Annotated in this window: 17 protein-coding genes; 12 read left to right on the top strand and 5 right to left on the bottom strand. The window is 65.3% G+C overall.

Annotation, left to right across the window (positions count from 1 at the left end; all coding sequences use genetic code 11):
- The first annotated feature begins 185 nt into the window (after window positions 1–185).
- The 7 genes from ACQR1X_RS14660 (at window position 186) to ACQR1X_RS14630 (ending at window position 7416) form a co-directional block, all read left to right on the top strand.
- Window positions 186–578 (top strand): hypothetical protein, encoded by a 393-nt coding sequence (locus ACQR1X_RS14660; protein WP_316237942.1) that lies wholly within the window; start codon window positions 186–188, stop codon window positions 576–578.
- 223 nt (window positions 579–801) lie between these two features.
- Window positions 802–1833, top strand: a complete 1032-nt coding sequence (moaA, locus tag ACQR1X_RS14655) for a GTP 3',8-cyclase MoaA (RefSeq protein WP_316180655.1) — start codon at window positions 802–804, stop codon at window positions 1831–1833.
- 183 nt (window positions 1834–2016) lie between these two features.
- Entirely contained in the window at window positions 2017–2649 is a 633-nt protein-coding gene (locus ACQR1X_RS14650; protein WP_434899086.1) for a DUF1326 domain-containing protein, read from the top strand.
- Between the two features lie 36 nt (window positions 2650–2685).
- Window positions 2686–3507, top strand: coding sequence for a DUF2182 domain-containing protein (locus ACQR1X_RS14645; RefSeq protein WP_315803069.1), 822 nt, complete (start codon window positions 2686–2688; stop codon window positions 3505–3507).
- A 136-nt stretch (window positions 3508–3643) separates the two neighbouring features.
- Complete coding sequence (locus ACQR1X_RS14640; protein ID WP_315803068.1) at window positions 3644–4321, top strand: spermidine synthase; 678 nt, start codon at window positions 3644–3646, stop codon at window positions 4319–4321.
- A 228-nt stretch (window positions 4322–4549) separates the two neighbouring features.
- Window positions 4550–4936, top strand: coding sequence for a nuclear transport factor 2 family protein (locus tag ACQR1X_RS14635; RefSeq protein ID WP_315803067.1), 387 nt, complete (start codon window positions 4550–4552; stop codon window positions 4934–4936).
- 218 nt (window positions 4937–5154) lie between these two features.
- The gene (locus tag ACQR1X_RS14630; RefSeq protein WP_434899085.1) at window positions 5155–7416 is read left to right on the top strand and encodes a DUF2235 domain-containing protein; all 2262 of its coding nucleotides are present in this window, start codon (window positions 5155–5157) and stop codon (window positions 7414–7416) included.
- Window positions 7417–7540: 124 nt separating this feature from the next.
- On the opposite strand, the gene ACQR1X_RS14625 is transcribed toward ACQR1X_RS14630, so the two are convergent.
- Window positions 7541–9310 (bottom strand): tannase/feruloyl esterase family alpha/beta hydrolase, encoded by a 1770-nt coding sequence (locus ACQR1X_RS14625; protein WP_434899084.1) that lies wholly within the window; start codon window positions 9308–9310, stop codon window positions 7541–7543.
- 488 nt (window positions 9311–9798) lie between these two features.
- Here ACQR1X_RS14625 and ACQR1X_RS14620 point away from each other — a divergent pair, with 488 nt between their 5' ends.
- The 4 genes from ACQR1X_RS14620 to ACQR1X_RS14605 all read left to right on the top strand — a co-directional run bounded on the left by ACQR1X_RS14620 (window position 9799) and on the right by ACQR1X_RS14605 (window position 13776).
- Complete coding sequence (locus tag ACQR1X_RS14620; protein WP_316180645.1) at window positions 9799–10071, top strand: hypothetical protein; 273 nt, start codon at window positions 9799–9801, stop codon at window positions 10069–10071.
- A gap of 235 nt (window positions 10072–10306) precedes the next feature.
- On the top strand, window positions 10307–11197 hold the full coding sequence (locus tag ACQR1X_RS14615; RefSeq protein ID WP_315803064.1) for a cation diffusion facilitator family transporter: 891 nt from the start codon (window positions 10307–10309) through the stop codon (window positions 11195–11197).
- Window positions 11198–11515: 318 nt separating this feature from the next.
- Complete coding sequence (locus tag ACQR1X_RS14610) at window positions 11516–12097, top strand: TRAP transporter small permease subunit (protein ID WP_315803063.1); 582 nt, start codon at window positions 11516–11518, stop codon at window positions 12095–12097.
- Between the two features lie 23 nt (window positions 12098–12120).
- The gene (locus ACQR1X_RS14605; RefSeq protein WP_434838964.1) at window positions 12121–13776 is read left to right on the top strand and encodes a TRAP transporter large permease; all 1656 of its coding nucleotides are present in this window, start codon (window positions 12121–12123) and stop codon (window positions 13774–13776) included.
- Window positions 13777–13872: 96 nt separating this feature from the next.
- Here the strand turns inward: ACQR1X_RS14605 and ACQR1X_RS14600 are convergent, their stop codons facing one another.
- The 4 genes from ACQR1X_RS14600 to ACQR1X_RS14585 all read right to left on the bottom strand — a co-directional run bounded on the left by ACQR1X_RS14600 (window position 13873) and on the right by ACQR1X_RS14585 (window position 18114).
- On the bottom strand, window positions 13873–14961 hold the full coding sequence (locus ACQR1X_RS14600; RefSeq protein WP_434899083.1) for a TRAP transporter substrate-binding protein: 1089 nt from the start codon (window positions 14959–14961) through the stop codon (window positions 13873–13875).
- A 175-nt stretch (window positions 14962–15136) separates the two neighbouring features.
- Window positions 15137–16231: a TRAP transporter substrate-binding protein gene (locus ACQR1X_RS14595; RefSeq protein ID WP_315803060.1), complete on the bottom strand. Its 1095-nt coding sequence runs from the start codon at window positions 16229–16231 to the stop codon at window positions 15137–15139.
- Window positions 16232–16410: 179 nt separating this feature from the next.
- The gene (locus ACQR1X_RS14590) at window positions 16411–17535 is read right to left on the bottom strand and encodes an Mrp/NBP35 family ATP-binding protein (RefSeq protein ID WP_434899082.1); all 1125 of its coding nucleotides are present in this window, start codon (window positions 17533–17535) and stop codon (window positions 16411–16413) included.
- Between the two features lie 132 nt (window positions 17536–17667).
- Window positions 17668–18114 carry a VOC family protein gene (locus ACQR1X_RS14585; protein WP_315803058.1) on the bottom strand — a complete coding sequence of 149 codons (447 nt, stop codon included), beginning with the start codon at window positions 18112–18114 and terminating at the stop codon, window positions 17668–17670.
- A 260-nt stretch (window positions 18115–18374) separates the two neighbouring features.
- On the opposite strand from ACQR1X_RS14585, the gene ACQR1X_RS14580 reads away from it, so the two are divergent.
- The gene (locus ACQR1X_RS14580; RefSeq protein ID WP_316216211.1) at window positions 18375–19244 is read left to right on the top strand and encodes an NAD(P)-dependent oxidoreductase; all 870 of its coding nucleotides are present in this window, start codon (window positions 18375–18377) and stop codon (window positions 19242–19244) included.
- Window positions 19245–19514: the final 270 nt, after the last annotated feature.

Raw genomic sequence — 19514 nt, 5'->3', positions numbered from 1 at the left:
GTTCTGTTGAGAATAGGGTTGACCGCAGTTGCGCCGCTGTTCTGACGCTCCTATGGTCGCCCTGGGATTGCGGCCGATGGCCGCAGGGTTGTGGGGCGGACATCATGATGCGGCGTGTCATCGCAATTGCGGTTGCGGGAGCCGGCTTGGCCGGTTGCTCGTCCTTCTCCATGGACAGCTTCAAGATGGCCGCGCCCGAGGTACCCGTGCAGCTCGACTCCGTGCCGCCGGGCGCCGACGCCAAGACCTCGCTCGGACCGGGCTGCAAGACGCCCTGCACCGTCTCGGTGCCGGCGCCCGATGCGGGCTTCAGCGTCACCTTCACGATGGACAAGTACCAGCCCGCGACCATCCCGGTGCAGGTGCTCCGCAACTCCGGCGATTTCAACACCTCGCCGCCGGTGGTGATGGATCCGAGCCCGGTCGTGGCCGAGCTGCAGCCGATGCCGGGTGCGCCGCCCAAGGCCGTCAAGCACATGCGGCCAAAGAAGCCGAAGCCGCCGAAATCCGCCGCTGCGCCGGAAGCACCGGCGACCACCGGGTCCGCCTTCCCCGCCCCCGCGCCGGGACGGCAATAACGGGCCATCGTCCCGCGCGTCCCCTTGCCAAGGCGAAGCTGCATTGCAGCATCGACGTTTCAACGTCGATGATTGTGAGGCGCGGCGATCATGATTAGATTGTCGTGAGACCGACATCCGGCCGCGCTTGCGCGGCCGCCGCGTGGCATCGCCGCCACCTGGGCCGCCACCAGCCAAGGCTTGCATCAAGGCTTTCCATCAAGGCTTTCCATCAAGGCTTTCCATGACCGCAGAGACGTTGAGTGACACCGCCCTGACGCGCCCGATGACCGACCCGTTCGGCCGCCGCATCAGCTATCTGCGCGTCTCGGTGACCGACCGCTGCGACCTGCGCTGCTTCTACTGCATGTCCGAGGACATGACCTTCCTGCCGAAGGCCGACCTGCTGACGCTCGAAGAGCTCGACCGGCTGTGCTCGGCGTTCATCCACAAGGGCGTCAAGAAGCTCAGGCTCACCGGCGGCGAGCCGCTGGTCCGGCGCAACGTGATGGGCCTGGTCCGCTCGCTGTCGCGGCACCTGAAGAGCGGCGCGCTCGGCGAGCTGACGATGACGACCAATGCGACGCAGCTCGCCAAATACGCCGCGGAGCTCGCCGATTGCGGCGTCCGCCGCATCAACGTCTCGCTCGACACGCTGGACCCGGACAAATTCCGCGCCATCACCCGCTGGGGCGACCTCGACCGCGTGCTGGCCGGCATCGAGGCGGCGCGCGCTGCGGGTCTCGCCGTGAAGATCAACGCGGTCGCGCTGAAGAACATGAACGAGGACGAGATCCCCGCGCTGATCGACTGGGCGCACGGCAAGGGCATGGCGCTGACCTTGATCGAGGTGATGCCGATGGGCGAGATCGGCGAAGGCCGCATCGACCAGTATCTGCCGCTGTCGCTGCTGCGCGGGCGCCTTGCCCAGACCTACACCATGACCGATCTCGACGAGACCACCGGCGGTCCCGCCCGCTACGTCCGCGTCGCCGAGACCGGCGGCACGATCGGCTTCATCACGCCGATGACGCATAATTTCTGCGAGAGCTGCAACCGCGTCCGCGTCACCTGCACCGGCACATTGCACACCTGCCTCGGCCACGAGGACGCCTCCGACCTGCGCAAGCCGCTGCGCGCCTCGGCCAGCGACGAGCAGTTGAGCGACGCGATCGACCGCGCCATCGGCCTGAAGCCGAAGGGCCACGACTTCATCATCGACCGCCGCCACAACCGCCCGAGCGTCAGCCGGCACATGAGCGTGACGGGCGGCTGACCGGAGTCCTCGACCACCGCGGCCTGCGACCGATCGCGGCCGGAGCCAGTCAGTGGGCCGGCCCCCCCTGACGTGGAGAGGAACAAACGACCGGCTTGCGGCACGTCCCGACGCGGCGTAGCTTTCAACCTGAGATCGTGCGTTCCAGAGCACGTTGTCGGTGAGACCTAGCGGGAGGCGGCGATGGCAGACCCAGTCGCTTGGCACCTGTCCGGTGACTATTTCGAGAATTGCAGCTGCAGCCTGCTGTGTCCGTGCCTGATGTCGGCCGCGCCTCCCCTGACCGCGCAGCCGTCCGAGGGGTTCTGCAACGTGCCGCTGCTGTTCCACATCGACACCGGCCGCTATGGCGATGTCGCGCTCGACGGCCTCAACGCGGCGGTGATGCTCCATGCGCCCGGCGTGATGGCGGAGGGAGACTGGTCGATCGCCGCATACGTCGATCAGCGCGCCGACGATCCGCAGACCGAGGCGATGGCCGCGATCTTCACCGGCGCCGCCGGCGGCCCGATGGCTGCGTTCACGCCGCTGATCAGCACCAATCTCGGCGTGCGCAAAGCCGCCATCACCTTCCGGATCGACGGCAAGACGCGATCCGCCGAGATCGCCGACATCCTGCACATGTCCGTCGAACCGCTGCCGACCATGCATCCGAGCGGCGAGATGTGGGTGAACATCGGCCATCCCGTCAGCCCGGACAGGATGGCGCTCGCCGTCGGCGCAGCGGGCAACACCTACAATGATCACGGCATGCGCTGGGACAATTCCGGCAAGAACGGCCTGTACGCGTCGATCAGCTGGTCCAACCAGGCCTAGATCGACGTGACGCAAGGCCGGCAACCCGCCTTGCAGATGACTGGCAGCGCCCTCGAAGCCGTGCTGCGGCGCGATCGCTGGATCGTCGGCGGCGCGATCGCAATCATGGTCGCCCTGTCATGGGCCTATGTTGTCTGGCTCGCCAACGACATGGACATGGGCGGCATGGACATGACCGGCTTCCGCATGATCCCGGCCGGCATCGGCATCATGTTGCCGGCCAGCGAGTCGTGGCGCGCGATCGAGTTTGCCTATGTGTTCCTGATGTGGGTGGTGATGATGGTCGGGATGATGGCGCCGTCGGCCGCGCCGATGATCCTGATGTACGCCCGTGTCGGTCGACAGGGCCGCGCGCAGGGCCAGCCGTTCGCTGCGACCGGCTGGTTTGCGGCCGGCTATCTGCTCGCCTGGAGCGGCTTTTCGCTGCTGGCGACCGTGCTGCAATGGGGTGTGGAGCGGACGGCCCTGCTGGATTCGCGGATGGCGATCGACAGCCACGTGCTCGGCGCCACCGTGCTGATCGCCGCGGGCGTCTATCAGTGGACACCGCTGAAGGGCGCCTGCCTCGTCCAATGCCAGTCGCCGCTCCTGTTCCTGATGCGCCACGGCGGCTTTCGCGGCGACCTGCGCGGGTGCCTGCTATTGGGCCTCCGGCACGGCGGCTATTGCGTCGGCTGCTGCTGGGCTCTGATGGCGCTGCTATTCGTCGGTGGCGTCATGAACGTGACGTGGATCGCCCTCCTGACCCTGCTCGTGCTGTTTGAGAAAGTCGCTCCGTTCGGACGATGGGTCGCGCGCGCGGCCGGGATCGCCTTCAGTGCCGCGGGCGTCTGGATGCTGGTGTCGCCACCGCAATGATGCGCGACGGCGCCATGCAGGCCGTCGCAACAGTGGCGTCGCCCTTGGTGCTGGATGCAGGCAATGTGGTAAGCAGCGGCCCAGCGCGGCGACTCTGCCGCCTGACATAGCGTAATCCAACTGACGCGAGACGCCCGTGATTCCCTGGAAGCTGATCGACACCGCGGACGTCCCCGGCGGCGGCGAGCCGCTGCGGCTGATGCAGCGCGGCAAGGAGTTCTCGATCAAGCTCGGCGCGAACGAGCTGATGAACAGCCGGCTGCACGGATCCGAAGAGGCGCTGGCGACCCTGAGCTGCGCCCGCATCAAGGCCGCGCCCGCTCCGCGGCTGCTGATCGGCGGCCTCGGCATGGGCTTCACCTTGCGCGCCGCGCTGAAGGTGCTGGGTCCGCAGGCCCGCGTCACCGTCGCCGAGCTGGTGCCCGCGGTGATCGCCTGGGCCCGCGGCCCGATGGCCGAGTTGTCCGGCGCAAGCCTCGCCGATCCACGCGTCGACATCCACGAGGGCGACGTCGTGAAGCTGATCGCCGCCGCGCGCGGCACCTATGACGCGATCCTGCTCGACGTCGACAACGGCCCGCAGGGACTGACGCGGCAATCCAACGACGCGCTGTATGATTCCTCGGGCTTGCGCACCGCCTTCACCGCCCTGCGCCGCGGCGGCGTGCTGGCGGTGTGGTCGTCACACCCGGACGAGCGCTTTACGCCGCGGCTGCGCAAAGCAGGCTTTGCCGCCGAGGAGATCAACATCCGCGCCACCGGCCGCGGCGGCGGCGCCCGCCACGTGATCTGGATCGCGACGCGGCCGGCGTGACGGCGGCAGCGTTGTTGCGGGGAGCCACTCAGGCGGAGAGCTCGTTCCTTCGCATCTCCCGCCGTTCGCATCGGAGTGGTGAGGCGCCAGCCATCGTCCTATGATGCATCACGGCTGCGAAGCCGGCGGATGCCCGCATCAACGCGCGAACGCCGCGAGGATGCGCCGTTCTCTGGCGTGTCGACGGACGCTCTGCAACGAGAGCGCGTGCCTGAATGGGAGATTGCCATGGACGACCGCGCCACGCGCGCTGCCCTGCAGCACCATTGGGATGCATCGGACGCCAACGATTTCGACGCCGAGCACGCCATCTATCGCGACGATGCCGTGCTCGATTATCCGCAATCGGGCGAGCGTATCCGCAGCCGGCGCAACATTCAGGAAAGCCGCTTCGTCCAGCCCAACCACAAGCGCTTCACAGTGCAGCGGATCATCGGCGGCGGCGATCTCTGGGTCACTGAACTGGTCCTGACCTATGACGGCGTGCCCTCCTACGTGGTGAGCATCATGGAATTCCGCGACGGCAAAGTGGTGCATGAGACGCAATATTTCAGCGATCCCTTCGACCGAGCGCCCTCGCGCGCACATCTCGTCGAGCACATCAACCCCGCCTGAAGGGCGATGAACGGCGACGGCAACCGCATTTCGGTGATGTCGGCATTTCGGTGGCAGCGCAGTGCATTTTCGTCCTCGGGTCGCCGCGTCGCTGCAGCGGCGTCCCGCATCCTCCGGCCACGCCGCCGAAAGCCTCACACCATCTCAGGTTGCTTTCCCGATCGTCCGTATTACGCTCCCGGCTCTCGACCGGGGGAATGTCGAGCGGGGTCCTTTGCATGGCGAGTCCCAAGATCATCATCCTGTCCGACGGGACCGGCAACGCCGCGTCGAGCGTGTGGCGGACCAACGTCTGGCGCATGTTCCAGGCGCTCGACCTGCAGAGCAATGCCCAGGCGGCCAAGTACGACGACGGCGTCGGCACATCGTCGTTCGTCCCTCTCGCCCTGCTCGGCGGCGCGTTCGGCTTCGGTCTCAAGCGCAACATCCTCGACGCCTACAAGTTCGTCTGTCGCAACTACGACCACGAGCATGGCTCGAAGATCTATCTGTTCGGCTTCAGCCGCGGCGCCTTCACCGTGCGGGTGCTGGCCGCGCTGATGCTCGACCAGGGCCTGATCGTTGCCGGCACCGAGGCCGAGCTGCACGATGGCGCCGTGAAGGCCTATCGCGCCTATCGCGCCAAGGGCTACCATTCGATCTGGCGGATCGAGGTGCCGTTCCGCTGGCTTCGCGATCATGTGCTGGTGCCGGTGATCGACCGCATCATGGGCCGCAAATATCTCGACCTCCTCGAGCGAAAACGCCTCCCGGCGATCGAGTTCATCGGGCTGTGGGACACCGTCGCCGCCTATGGACTGCCGATCGACGAGATGACGCGAGGCATCTCCAACTGGGTGTGGCCGCTCGAGCTGCCCAATCGCGTGCTCAACCCGCGGGTGACATGCGCGCGCCACGCGCTCGCGCTCGACGACGAGAGAACGACATTCCATCCGGTGCTCTGGACCGAGGCCGGCGAGACCAAGCCGCAGGATGCCAGGACGATCGATGACGAACGGCTGGTTCAGGTCTGGTTCGTCGGCATGCACGGCAATGTCGGCGGCGGCTATCCGGACGATTCCGTCTCCTACGTCCCGCTGACCTGGCTGGTCGGCGAGGCCATCAAGCGCGGCCTGATCTTCAAGACCGCGCCCGAGGCCGATCCGGATGCGATCAGGTCGATCGTCACGTCCCAGGACAAGGACGGACGCCTGTACAACTCGCGCTCCGGGCTCGGCTCCTACTATCGCTACGGCCCGCGCAAGGTGTCGGACCTCTGCAACGACCCAGCCGCGGGCGTGCAGGTGCCGATGCCGAAGATTCACGAAAGCGTCTTCGACCGCATCGACAGCGGCTGCAACGCCTACGCGCCCATCGGGCTGCCCGACAACTACCTGATCGTCCGCTACGACGGCACGCTGACGCCGCTCGGGCCGACCACGTTCGAAACGCCGGCCGGCGCGGCGGCCCGGTTCGCGGCCCAGGAAAAGCTGTGGAATCTGGTGTGGTTCAGACGCCTCGCTTATTTCGCGACGCTGGCGGCCTCGCTCCACCTCGCGGCGTTCTGGCTGTTCCACGACCTCGATCGCACGCACGAATACGCCTCCCGCATCAGGATGGTCTCCGAAGCCGTCCGGCTGGTCGAATCGTTCCTGCCGAACTCGCTGCACTGGTGGACGGACTGGTACGCCGCCAACCCCGAATGGTTCGCCGGCGGGATCATCATCCTGGTCGTACTGACTGCGCTCGGGACGTTCCTCAGCGACCGCATCGGCGACCGGATGCGCGTGATCTGGCGCGAACGCGCATCGCCCCCGATACCGTCCGGCCTGGTGCATCGGACCATCTACGCGCTCCGGACCAATCGCGCCTATCAGTTCGTCATCAGGAACGGCAAGCGGCATGTCGGCCCGTTCTTCCTCGCTGTCGGCACCGTGTGGCTTGCGGCCACGCTGATCAGCCATTTCCTGTTCAACGCCGCGGACTCGATGGGCGCCTTCTGCCATGGTACGCCCGCGCGCGAGCTCGTCGCGGTCGACAAGGGCATTCCGCAGGATGCCCGGGATTTCTCGACCGACGCGGTCTGCGCGCCCACCGGCTTGAGCGTCCGTCCCGGCTTCTCCTACGAGATCATCGTCACAATGACCGATCCGTGGGAGGACGCCGGGCGGCCGGTCACGCCCGCCGGCTATCGCACCTCGACGGTCCAGGGCTACGCCCGCTTGAAGTTCTACGCAGGCATCCTGCTGCGCCGCGTTCTGTTCCGGCCGTGGTATCGGCTGATCGCCAGGGTCGGCGAGACCGGCGTCGACGAATATTTCCTCGACCCCGTTCCCGCGCCCAACACGACACCTCAAGCCTACAAGGCGAGGTTCAAGGCCGACCGCGGCGGCGAGCTGTTCCTCTATGTCAACGACGCGGTGATCGGGTTACCCTGGATGTACGATGCATTCTATCCGAACAACACCGGCAAGGCGAAGGTGAGCGTCAGGCTGCTGTGAATCACCATCGCCGACGGTGTGGACCGGCGTATCGACATCGCGACGTCGATCGCGGTTCTCTGATGCAGGGACGAGGTCATCATCGATTGTCGGCGAGCCGCTTCGCTGTGTTCAAACACCTGCCTCACTGCTCGTCGTGCGGACCGTGGTCATGACGGTGCCCACCCTCGACGCAAGAGAAGCTCGCCGCGTCGTCGGTGCTGCCGCGGCCGTTGTATCGCGCGATCTTCGGGAACACACAGAGCGGCCGCGTCATCTGCACATCGGGCGCCGTGTCGTTGACGTACTTGGTCGCGACGACGGACCCCGGCGGCGTGCCGTTCTCGACCCAGTCTTGGAGCGCCGGAAGGAAGACGAACGCGTTGGGGCCAGGTCCGCCGCCGCAGTGATACATGCCCGGCACCATGTACAGGCGGGCGTAGCTCAGGGTTCGCTGCAGCCCGGCTCGCACGTGATCGCCGCCGAACCGATCTTCCGCGACGTCAGCACCGACCTGCGCTTCGTCTCCTCGCCGCGTCGCGAAGGACGGGCTGTCGAATTTCACAAGCGAGTTGAAGTAGTCGATCGTGTTCTGCGGCATCACAAGCTCATCGGCCCACCCCTGATACATGATGAGCCGGCCGCCGCGTTCCCGGAAGGCCGTGAGATCCGGGCTGGTGGCGTTCAGCGGCTCGGCCAGCATGGCCTCCACAGCCGGCAGGTCGCGATGGATGTCGAAGTTCGTGTAGTTCACGGCACTGCCGGGCTGCCCGAAGGTCGGACCATAGACCCAATAAAGGGGGCCATCGAACAGCGGCTCGGGAAGCTGCTGCTTGAGCATGATCCCCTTCGCTGACAGGTCCTCGGTCTCGCTGCCGGGCGCAAAGCCCGGGACGATCCTTTCACCGGTCACCGGGTCGACCGTGCCGGCATAATAGTTCTGCATCGTCGTGACCTGTTCCTCGGTCAGGCATGCCGGTGGCACGTCGCCGCCGGTGCATTGCAGGACTTTAGGATCGAACCGGCAGCGCCGCGGATTGTTCAGGAACTGGTCCGTTGCGACTCCGCCATCCCGCCCAGCGCATTGCGCCAGGACGGCCTTGTTGATCAGCGACATCTGACCGGCTTGCATCTGCCGCCCCGGCGTCGCATGCGTGTTGCGCCATCCGAGCGGCGTCGTCGCATACAGGTGTGTGCGATTGTAGGCCGGCGCGCCGACCAGGATGCCGTCATAGTCCTCGGGATAGCGTTGCGCCTCCATCAGTCCGCTGTGGCCTCCGGTGGAGCAGCCGAAGAAATAGGCCCTGGTCGCGCTCTGCTGATAGTATGCTTGTACGATCTCCTTGGCCCGCAGCGTCATCAGGTGGACCGCGCGATGGCCGAAATCCGTGATCCGCTCGGGATGCCCGTAGAGCCCCAGGCTCGGGGTCGCCTTGTCGCCGAGAGCGATCGCGAGCGCGTTGCCCTTGTTGCCGTCCGATCCGCAGTAGTGAACGGTGCATCCGGAGGTCCCGGTTCCCAGACCGGTGTAGGCAACAGCGTAACCGGCCTTGAGGCGGAACGCGAGGCCGCCATAGTCGTAGTAGCCGCCGAATCCGCCACTGCCGAGGCCGAGAAACCGCCCGCTCCACGTCGACGCCGGCAGCCAGACCTCGATCTTGATCGCCGAATCCACGGTCGGCGCGATCGTCGCGGCGACGCGGCAGAACGCCGGCAGGCCCGTGATGTCTTGCGCCGGATTGCTCCCGGGAACGGTGAAGACGCCGCTCGTGATGTCGGTCGCCAGCGTGATGGTGGTATGCTCGAGCGCGAGCGTCTGCAGGTTGCTGCACGGTGTTGCCGCACACGGCGTCGCGATCTCCGCGATCGCGGTCAGGCCTCCCAGGATCAAGCCGAAAAGACGCAACCCAAGCATGTCCGAGTCCCCGCTTCCCCGTCTGAGCCGACGGCGCATGTGGGCCGCCCCACAACATAAGGTCGCATCAGAATGTGAAGCCCGGAAGAACGTCACCGCTCAAGCCGAGCCGGTCTGCAAATATCTTCGCGTCGCGTGCCCGCGTTTTGGGAAACGATGTGCGGATCGGCCGAGCACAGACCGTTCGCTCAGCTTCGCCACCGGCATGTCAGGGATCCCGCCGCGGAGACTTTGCGCGATCGTCCGCGTCGCAGCCGACATCGACCAGCGAGCCACCGCGGGCCTGCGCTGGCGTCGCTGCGCCCTGACGAAATCTCGCGTCCATCGTTGCCGACACTGCATCGCATCAACACAGGCTGCGTCTGGCGTGCCGGAACCCCGACCAGTCGACCGAGTTGCAAACGCGGAGAGCGTCGAACGATGAGGACAAGATCTCCTCATCGCCCCCTCGCTCCCCTTTTGGCTGTTCTTGGAAAAGAGAGGCGACGATGAAAGCACCCCTTCTTCTTGCCGGCGCAGTGATCATCGGATCGGTCGCTCCGGCGCTTGCTGACGAATACTACATCGTGCAGGGACCGAGCCATCGCTGCACCATCACCACCACACGCCCCGCCGACCGCGAGGTCGTCACGCAGATCGGACCGATGGCGTTCACCAGCCGCGTGGAAGCCGAGGACCGCATCCGCCAGACCAAGGTCTGCGAGGACGAGGGCACGGTCGGCAGCTCCACCAGCACCACCACGGTCATCAAAGAGAAGTAGTCGGCGGCGTCATTCCTGTTGGCGTTTGCCGACAAGGTCGCGCCCATGTCCGCGGGCGCGACCTTTCTGTTTTCCACAGATCACTTCTCCATCGGAGCGACACCGCCGCTATAGGCGGTCTCGACGGCCATAAAAACCGGGGGCATCAGCTCCTTCCCGACACCGAACCGCTTCCACCCTGGTTGCGTTCCGCCGCAGCGTTGAGTACCCCAGCGCGGGATCGGATCAGGACATCATGGCCTCGCAATCGCTCAAGCTCGCCATCGGCAGCCTCGTGGTCGGAACGATCGTGCTCGGCCTGAAATATCTTGCCTATTGGATCACCGGCTCGGTCGCGCTCTACTCCGATGCCGTCGAGAGCATCGTCAACGTCGTCACCGCCGTGGTCGCGCTCGGCGCGGTGCGCATCGCCGCCAAGCCCGCGGATGCCAACCATCCGTTCGGCCACCACAAGGTCGAGTACTTCAGCGCGGTGATCGAGGGCGTCATGATCGTCGTGGCGGCGCTGCTCATCATCCATGAGGCCTACGGGAATTTCTTCAATGCGCGCGCGTTTTCGGCGCCTGCGGAAGGCCTCGCGGTGAACGCGCTGGCGAGCGCGATCAATGCGGTCTGGTGCTGGCTGTTGATCACGCGCGGCAAGCGGCTGCGATCGCCGGCGCTGGTGGCGGACGGCCGGCACCTGCTGACGGACGTCGTGTCCTCGGGCGGCGTCGTGGTCGGCCTCGGCCTCGCGGTGATGTTGCAGTTGCCGATCCTCGATCCGGCGCTGGCGGTGCTGGTCGCGGTGAACATCCTGTGGTCGGGATGGCAGGTGCTGAAGGAATCCACCAGCGGGCTGATGGATGAGGCGGTCTCCGACACCACGCTTGCGCGCATCCGCCAGATCATCAGCGCCCATGCCGATGGCGCGCTGGAGGCGCATGATGTCCGGACCCGTCATGCCGGCAAGCTGACCTTCATCGAGTTCCACCTCGTGGTGCCCGGAGAGATGTCGGTCAACCAGGCGCACGAGATCTGCGACCGGATCGAGGCGGCCTTGCGCGAGGACGACGAGCACAGCTGGATCACCATCCACGTCGAGCCCGAAAACAAGGCCAAGCATTCCGGCGTGGTGGTGCTGTAAGACCGCTGCGCACCGGACGTGGTTCGTCGGCCGCACCCAGGACTCCCCCGCCCTCACGCTCGGCCCGTTGACCCTCATTCGCCGGCCAGCGATCGCCCGGCCCCGGCGACCTGCGACAGCTGTGGCGCGGCGTCGCCACTCCCGCAACATGTTGCGGCAACGCCCCTTTTTGCCCATTTTTCCGATTGACGGCAACACGAGGCGCTGAAATGGTGCCCTCGTTTTTTGAGCCTGCCGGGCCGGATAGGCCGTTGCGCCATGTGCTGCGCAGCCAGAACGGGCCATGGGACGTCGCAAGACATTTGGGGGAGGATTGCGTTGCAAGCGTTGCTGAAATTGAGCCGTGGGATCGATGCGTTCACGACCTGGACCGGCAAGCGGCTGGCGTGGCTGATCCTGCTCGCCGTCATCATTTCCACGATCAACGCCATCGTCCGCAAGACGCTCGACACCTCGTCGAACTCCTGGCTCGAGCTACAGTGGGTGCTGTTCTCAGCGGTCTTCCTGCTGTGCTCGCCGTGGACGCTGCTCGACAACGAGCACATCCGCATCGACATCGTCAACGCCATGATGCCCAAATGGCTGCGTGACACCATCGACGTCGTCGGCCACGTGCTCTTCCTGATCCCGCTCTGCGTCGTGATGATCATCACCAGCGTGCCGTTCTTCCTGCGCTCGTTCGAAATCAACGAACAGTCCAGCAATGCCGGCGGCCTGCCGCAATGGCCGGCGAAATCGCTCATCATGATCGGCTTCGTGTTCCTGCTGGCGCAGGCCATCTCCGAGCTGATCAAGCGCATCGCCGTGATGCGCGGGCTCATCCCTGATCCCCACGCTGCGAAATCCCACGGGATCGAGGCCGAGGTCGAGCACCTCGTCGAAGCGATCGAAAAGAAGTAAGCGGCGGGCTGGGGGATACTTCAATGACAGCTTTTCTGATCGCCAACATGGCGCCGATCATGTTCGGCTCGCTGGTCGTGATGCTGCTGCTCGGCTATCCGGCAGCCTTCTCGCTCGGCGCCGTCGGCCTGTTCTACGCCCTCGTCGGTATCGAGCTCGGCGAATTCCGGCCGGACTTCCTGCAGGCGCTACCGGAACGCGTCTACGGCGTGATGAACAACGACACGCTGCTGGCGATTCCGTTCTTCACCTTCATGGGCCTGGTGCTGGAAAGATCCGGCATGGCCGAGGACCTGTTGGACACCATCGGGCAATTGTTCGGCACCATCCGTGGCGGCCTTGCTTATGCGGTCGTGTTCGTCGGCGCGCTGCTCGCGGCCACCACCGGCGTGGTCGCCGCGTCCGTGATCTCGATGGGCTTGATCTCGCTGCCGATCATGCTGCGCTACGGCTACGACCGCCGGCTTGCCTCGGGCATCATCGCCGCCTCCGGCACGCTCGCGCAGATCATCCCGCCGTCGCTCGTCCTGATCGTCATGGCCGACCAGCTCGGCAAGTCCGTCGGCGACATGTACGAGGGCGCCTTCATCCCCGGCCTCGTGCTGTCCGCGATCTATGCCGGCTACGCCTTCCTGACCAGCATGATCTTTCCGAAATCGGCGCCCGGCCTGCCGGCCGATGCGATCGGCTTTCGCGAGGACTCGGGCGACCGCGGCCTGAAATCGCTGGGCGTGCTGTTTCTGGCGAGCTGCGTGTTCGGCTGGTTCATGATGCGCGGCTCGGAATATCACGGCGCCGACTTCGTCGTGCTGAGCATGTTCTACGGCATCGTGTTCGCCTTCGCCGTCGCGGTCGTGAACTGGGTGCTGGAGCGCACCACCGGATACCGCTTCCTGTCCCGCATGGCGCAGCAGACCACCTTCGTGATGGTGCCGCCGCTGTTCCTGATCTTCCTGGTGCTCGGCACGATCTTCATCGGCCTCGCGACCCCGACCGAGGGCGGCGCGATGGGCGCTGCCGGCGCGATCATCCTCGGCGCGATCAAGCGGCGGCTCAGCTTCGACCTGGTCCGCCAGGCCGTCGAGTCCACCGCAAAACTGTCGGCCTTCGTGGTCTTCATCCTGGTCGGCGCGCGCGTGTTCTCGCTGACCTTCTACGGCGTCAACGGCCACGTCTGGGTCGAGCACCTCTTGACCTCCCTACCCGGCGGTCAGGTCGGCTTCCTGATCTTCGTCAACGTCTTCGTGTTCGTGCTGGCGTTCTTCCTCGACTTCTTCGAGCTCGCCTTCATCATCATCCCGCTGCTGGGGCCCGCGGCCGAAAAGCTCGGCATCGACCTGATCTGGTTCGGCGTCATCCTCGGCGTCAACATGCAGACCTCGTTCATGCATCCGCCGTTCGGCTTCGCGCTGTTCTATCTACGCTCGGTGGCGCCGAAGGAGTCCTATCTCGACCGCGTCACCGGCAAGCGGATGGAGCCGGTGACGACGGGACAGATCTACTGGGGCGCGGTGCCGTTCGTGGTGATCCAGATGATCATGGTGCTCCTGGTGATCCTGTTCCCGTCGATGGTCATGCACTACAAGGGCGCCGCCTCGACCGTCGATCCGAACTCGATCAAGATCGAGATTCCGCAGATCGATGCGCCACCGCTCGACTTCGGCCCGCCGAAATTCTGATGGCGCAGATGCTCCATCGTCGCGACAATGAAAAACCCCGGCGCGCTGCGCCGGGGTTTTGTTTTGTCTGGCTCCTGGAGCGATACGGCGCCGGCCTCAGCTCTGCGAGTTGCGCGCCATGAAGGCGTCGTAGCCGATCTCGGCGACCTGGAACCAGGAGTAGCCATTGCCGGCAAAGGCCGACAGCGACTCATAGGTCTTCTTGAAGTCGGGGTTGGTGGCCGCGACCTCGTTGTGCAGTTCCCGCGCGGCCTTCAGGCATGCCTGCATGATCTCCGGTGAAAACGCATGCAGCTTGGCACCGGCGGCGAGCAGCCGGCGCAGCGCCGCCGGATTGCTCTGGTCGTACTTCGCCATCATCCAATTGTTGGCATAATGGCCGGCGTGCTCGAGGATCTTCTGATAGTTCTTGGGCAGCGCATTCCAGCGATCCTGGTTGACGAAGGAGAGCAGTATCGGTCCGCCCTCCCACCAGCCCGGATAGTAGTAGTGGGGCGCGACCTTGACGAAGCCGAGCTTCTCGTCGTCGTAGGGTCCGACCCACTCGGCCGCATCGATCGTGCCCTTCTCCAGCGCCGGATAGATGTCGCCGCCGGCGATCTGCTGCGGCACCGCGCCGAGCTTCTGCAACACGCGGCCGGCAAAGCCACCGATGCGGAATTTCAGCCCCTTGAGATCGTTGACGCCGGTGAGCTCCTTGCGGAACCAGCCGCCCATCTGACAACCGGTGTTGCCGGCAAGCAGCGAGACGACATTGTACTTCGTGTAGAACTCGTTGAGGATCTCGCGTCCTCCGCCGAGCATGTACCAGGCCTGGTTGAGGCGCATGTTCGGCCCGAACGGGACCGACGAGCCGAAGGTGAACGTCGGGTCCTTGCCGAAGTAGTAGTACGACGCGGTGTGGCCGATTTCGACGGTGCCGTTCTGCACGGCGTCGAGAACCTGCAGGCCGGGGACGATTTCGCCGGCCGCGAACGGCTGGATCTGGAATTTGTTGTCGGTGGCCTCGCCGACCACCTTGGCCATGATCTCGGCGCCGCCATACAAGGTGTCGAGCGATTTCGGCCAGCTCGTCGGCATGCGCCATTTCAGCTCCGGCATCGATTGTGCGATGGCCGGCGCCGCGATCGCGGCCGCGCCAGCGGCGCCAAGCCCAGTCACCTTGATGAAGTCTCTCCGCTTCATAGTTCTTCCCTCCTGGGGGTCATTGTGTTCGTTTCCTGAGCAGCCTTCTTTGTGAGGCTTCAGTTCCAGTGTGGATCAAAGTGCGTCGGAGTGCCATTGCGAAAAGTTGCCGCAACGCAAAAGCCCGGCCTCTCACGAGGCCGGGCCCAAGTCGATCCGCCGATTGAAGCTACGATCAGCCGCGGGTACGCGAGCGGATCATGAAGCTGTCATAGGTGTACTCGGCGACCTGCCACCACAGATACTCGTCCGAGCGGTAGGCCTGCATCGCGTCGATGACCTTCTTGAAGTCGGCGTTCTTGGCCGAGATCTCGCCCCACAGCTCGTTGGTCGCCTTGAGACAGGCTTCGAGCACCTCGTTGGTGAACGGACGCAGCTGCGTGCCCCCGGCGACCAGGCGCTTCAGCGCCGCCGGGTTCACCTGGTCGTAGCGCGCGGCCATCCAGGTATTGGCGTTGACCGTCGCGTTGGCGAGGATCGACTGATAGTGCTTCGGCAGCTCGTTGTACTTGTCGAGGTTGGCGAAGGCGTGGACGGTCGGACCGCCTTCCCAGAAGCCCGGATAGTAGTAGTACTTGGCAACCTTCTGGAAGCCGAGCTTCTCGTCGTCATACGGACCGACCCACTCGGCCGCGTCGATCGTGCCCTTCTCCAGTGACGGGTAGATGTCGCCACCCGCGAGCTGCTGCGGCACGACGCCGAGCTTCTGCAGCACCTGGCCGGCGATGCCGCCGATGCGGAACTTCAGGCCCGAGAGGTCGGCGACGGTCTTGATCTCCTTGCGGAACCAGCCGCCCATCTGGGTGCCGGTATTGCCGCAGGGGAAGCCGATCACGTTGGCCGACTTCTTGAAGAACTCGTTGGCGAGCTCGTTGCCGCCGCCCTGATACAGCCAGGAGTTCTGCTGCCGGGCGTTGAGGCCGAACGGCACCGACGCGAAGATCGCGAAGGTCGGGTCCTTGCCGACGTAATAATACGACACCGTATGGCACATCTCGACGGTGTTCTTGGAAGTCGCGTCGAGCGCCTGCAGACCCGGAACCAGCTCACCGGCCTGGAAGACCTGGATCTGGAACTTGTTGTCGGTCATCTCGGCGACCTGCTTCGCCAGGTACTCGGCGCCGCCATAGATCGTGTCGAGCGACTTCGGGAAGCTCGAGGTCAACCGCCACTTGATTTCCGGCATCGACTGCGCGATCGCCGGCGAGGCCACCGCAGCCGTCGCCGCGGCACCGGCGGCCGAAACCTTCAGAAAATCACGACGCTTCATATTAAGGCATCTCCTTGTTGGGGGCGTTTCCCGTTGAAAAAGCATTTATCCGCCGATGCGATTGGCCGCACACGGTCGAAGGCGATCCGGGCCGGGCTTTAGCACGGAACCGGTCAAGCGAAAACGCGACGTTGGAATGACAAACGGTCCAATAGTCGCACGCGCTTCGCTGCAGTGCATCAAGCAGCGGCGATGGCGTCCTTGAGCTGATCCCGCACCGACGCGGCGATGGTCCTGTAGATCGCGGCATGCGGACCCTTCGGCTCGCTCTCGACCACCGGGTTGCCGGCGTCCGACGTCGAGCGGATGTCCATGTGCAGCGGGATTTCGCCGAGGAACGGCACGCCGAGCCGCTCGGCCTCGTGGCGCACGCCGCCATGACCGAAGATGTCGGACCGGGTGCCGCATTGCGGGCACTGGAAGTAGCTCATGTTCTCGATGATGCCGAGCACGGGCACGTTGACCTTGCGGAACATCGCAAGCCCGCGGCGGGCGTCGATCAGCGACAGGTCCTGCGGCGTCGACACGATCACCGCGCCCTTCAGCGGCACGTTCTGCGCCAGCGTCAGCTGGGCATCGCCGGTGCCCGGCGGCATGTCGACGACGAGCACGTCGAGCGTGCCCCACGCGACGTCGCGCAGCATCTGGTTGATCGCCGACATCACCATCGGGCCGCGCCAGATCATCGGGCTGTCCTCGTCGACGAGAAATCCGATGGACATGATCGACAGGCCGAAGCGCGACAGCGGAATCATCTTCTTGTCGTCGGTGAGCTTGGGCTTTTCCTGCAGCCCGGTCAGCCGCGGCACCGACGGGCCGTAGATGTCGGCGTCGAGCAGCCCGACCTTGAGGCCGAGATCGCGCAAGCCCAGCGCGAGATTGATCGCGGTGGTCGACTTGCCGACACCGCCCTTGCCCGAGGCCACGGCGATGACGGCCGCGATACCCGGAATCGCGGCCTGCCGGGACATCGGCGAGTCCGCCGGATGCTGGTGCGGACGATGCGCCGAGACCGGCTGCACCCCGCCTTGCCGCGGCGGCGGGGCGGCAGCGCCCGCCTTGCGCTCGGCGGTCAGCGCGATCATCGCCATGGTCACGCCGGGAATGGCGCGCACGGCGGCTTCGGCTTGCGCCCGGGTGTCTTCCCAGGCGCGAGCCTCGCTGGCCTCGACATTGATCGAGAAGAACACCTTGCCGTCATTGGCCGTGATCGGCGACAGCACGCCGGCGTCCGGCAGCGCCACGCCACGTGGCGAGCGGACCCGCTTGAGTGCCTCGATAACCTGCTGCTGCGTCACGCTCACGGCGCGTCTCCTGAAATAGCTCAGAACGCGCCACATCGTCGCGCCCTATCCTGTTGGCCGGACATGATCTTCCGTCGTCTGCGACGGCACCGCTCCGGCCCTGCGTTGCGCCGCTTCATAAAGCCGACCGGCTCAAAACGCCACCATGGTTCCGATGTCGGAGGCGGTCTCCACCGGCGCATCCTCAGCCCGCTCTTTCGCTGCCTCGTAATTGAGCTCGATCATCACGCCGTTGGGGTCGCGCACGAAGATCTGCCACAGCTCCCCGCCCGGCACCTGCCGCGCTTCGAACGGCATGCCCTTCTCCGCGAGCCGGGCCTTCATGCCGGCGAAGCCGCGGCTGACGAAGGCGACATGGTGGACGACGCCGGAGTCCGGCTTTTGTGCCTCGGAGGTCGGCGAGATGTCGACCAGATGCACCACCGGGCGGCCCTCGCTGTACATCCAGGCGCCGGGAAAGGCGAAGTCCGGACGGGCGCCGTTCTCGAGCCCGAGCACGTCTTCATAGAAGCGCACGGTCTCGGCGAGGTTGCGGGTCCGGATGTTGAAATGATCGAGCACGCCGACGCTGACGCCCATGCGAGACACTCCCTGGCTGGTTCGTTGGTTGACTGGATTTCGTTGCCGGATGGCGGCTTTGCAAGCCGTCATGATGATGCCTCTTTAGCACGCGGCGGCGCTTTCGCATCCGTCACGAAGCCGTTGCCCCCGCCTCGCAAGCCGGTATGGTGCGGCGTCCAGCACCGCCGCGACCCGCGCCGGATGCTGATGTGTTCCTTTCAAGAACAGCCCGGCCCTCTCAAGGCCGCCGGCAGAACCCCAAGGTCAAGGTAGCTCATATGGCTAAAGTCGCTTTCATCGGTCTCGGCGTCATGGGTTTTCCCATGGCAGGACACCTCGTGAAGAAGGGCGGTCACGAGGTCACGGTCTACAACCGCACCGCGGCCAAGGCGAAGGAATGGGCCGACAAGTTCGGCGGCAAGGCAGCACCGACGCCGAAGCAGGCCGCCGAAGGCCAGGAGTTCGTGATGTGCTGCGTCGGCAATGATAACGACCTGCGCTCGGTCACGATCGGCCCGGACGGCGCCTTCGCCGGCATGGCCAAGGGCGCGACCTTCGTCGACCACACCACCGCCTCGGCTGAAGTGGCACGTGAGCTCGACGCCGCAGCCACCAAGGCCGGCTTCAAATTCATCGATGCGCCGGTGTCCGGCGGCCAGGCCGGCGCCGAGAACGGCGTGCTGACCGTCATGTGCGGCGGCACCGCGGACGCCTATGCCGGCGCCGAACCGGTGATCGCGGCCTATGCCCGGATGTGCAAGCTGCTGGGACCGGCCGGCAGCGGCCAGCTGACCAAGATGGTCAACCAGATCTGCATCGCCGGTCTCGTGCAGGGCCTGTCCGAGGGCATCCATTTCGCGAAGAAGTCCGGCCTCGACGTCCCCGCCGTGATCGAGACCATCTCCAAGGGCGCCGCACAGTCGTGGCAGATGGAGAACCGCTACAAGACCATGAACGATGGCAAGTATGACTTTGGTTTTGCGGTGGAATGGATGCGCAAGGACCTGTCGATCTGCCTCAGCGAGGCGCGCCGCAACGGCGCCCATCTGCCGGTCACCGCGCTGGTCGACCAGTTCTATTCCGAGGTCGAGAAGCTCGGCGGCAAGCGCTGGGATACGTCGAGCCTGCTGGCCCGGCTGGAGAAATAGTCCCGGGACTTGTCGACACCATCAAGCGGCCGCCCTCGGTTCGACGGGCGGCCGTTTTGCATTGGGCCCGGTATGCGAGCCGGACCCGCCCCGTCGTCGACGCCAAATGCTCTGAATGGCATCGGAACGCTCCATTGCGCCCCCTGCGACTCGCTGATACCCGTTGCAATCGCTAATCGTTCGCATGTGTTACCAGATCGAGACACCCTCAGCCGGAATCGCCTATATGTAATGTTATAACATTACATATTCGCAAGCTTCAGCTAACCC

Origin of the sequence: Bradyrhizobium sp. HKCCYLRH3073 (assembly GCF_051167995.1) — a bacterium.
Lineage (GTDB): Bacteria > Pseudomonadota > Alphaproteobacteria > Rhizobiales > Xanthobacteraceae > Bradyrhizobium.
The sequence above is the reverse complement of the archived record's forward strand: the minus strand, read 5'-3'. Positions and strand labels throughout refer to the sequence as shown.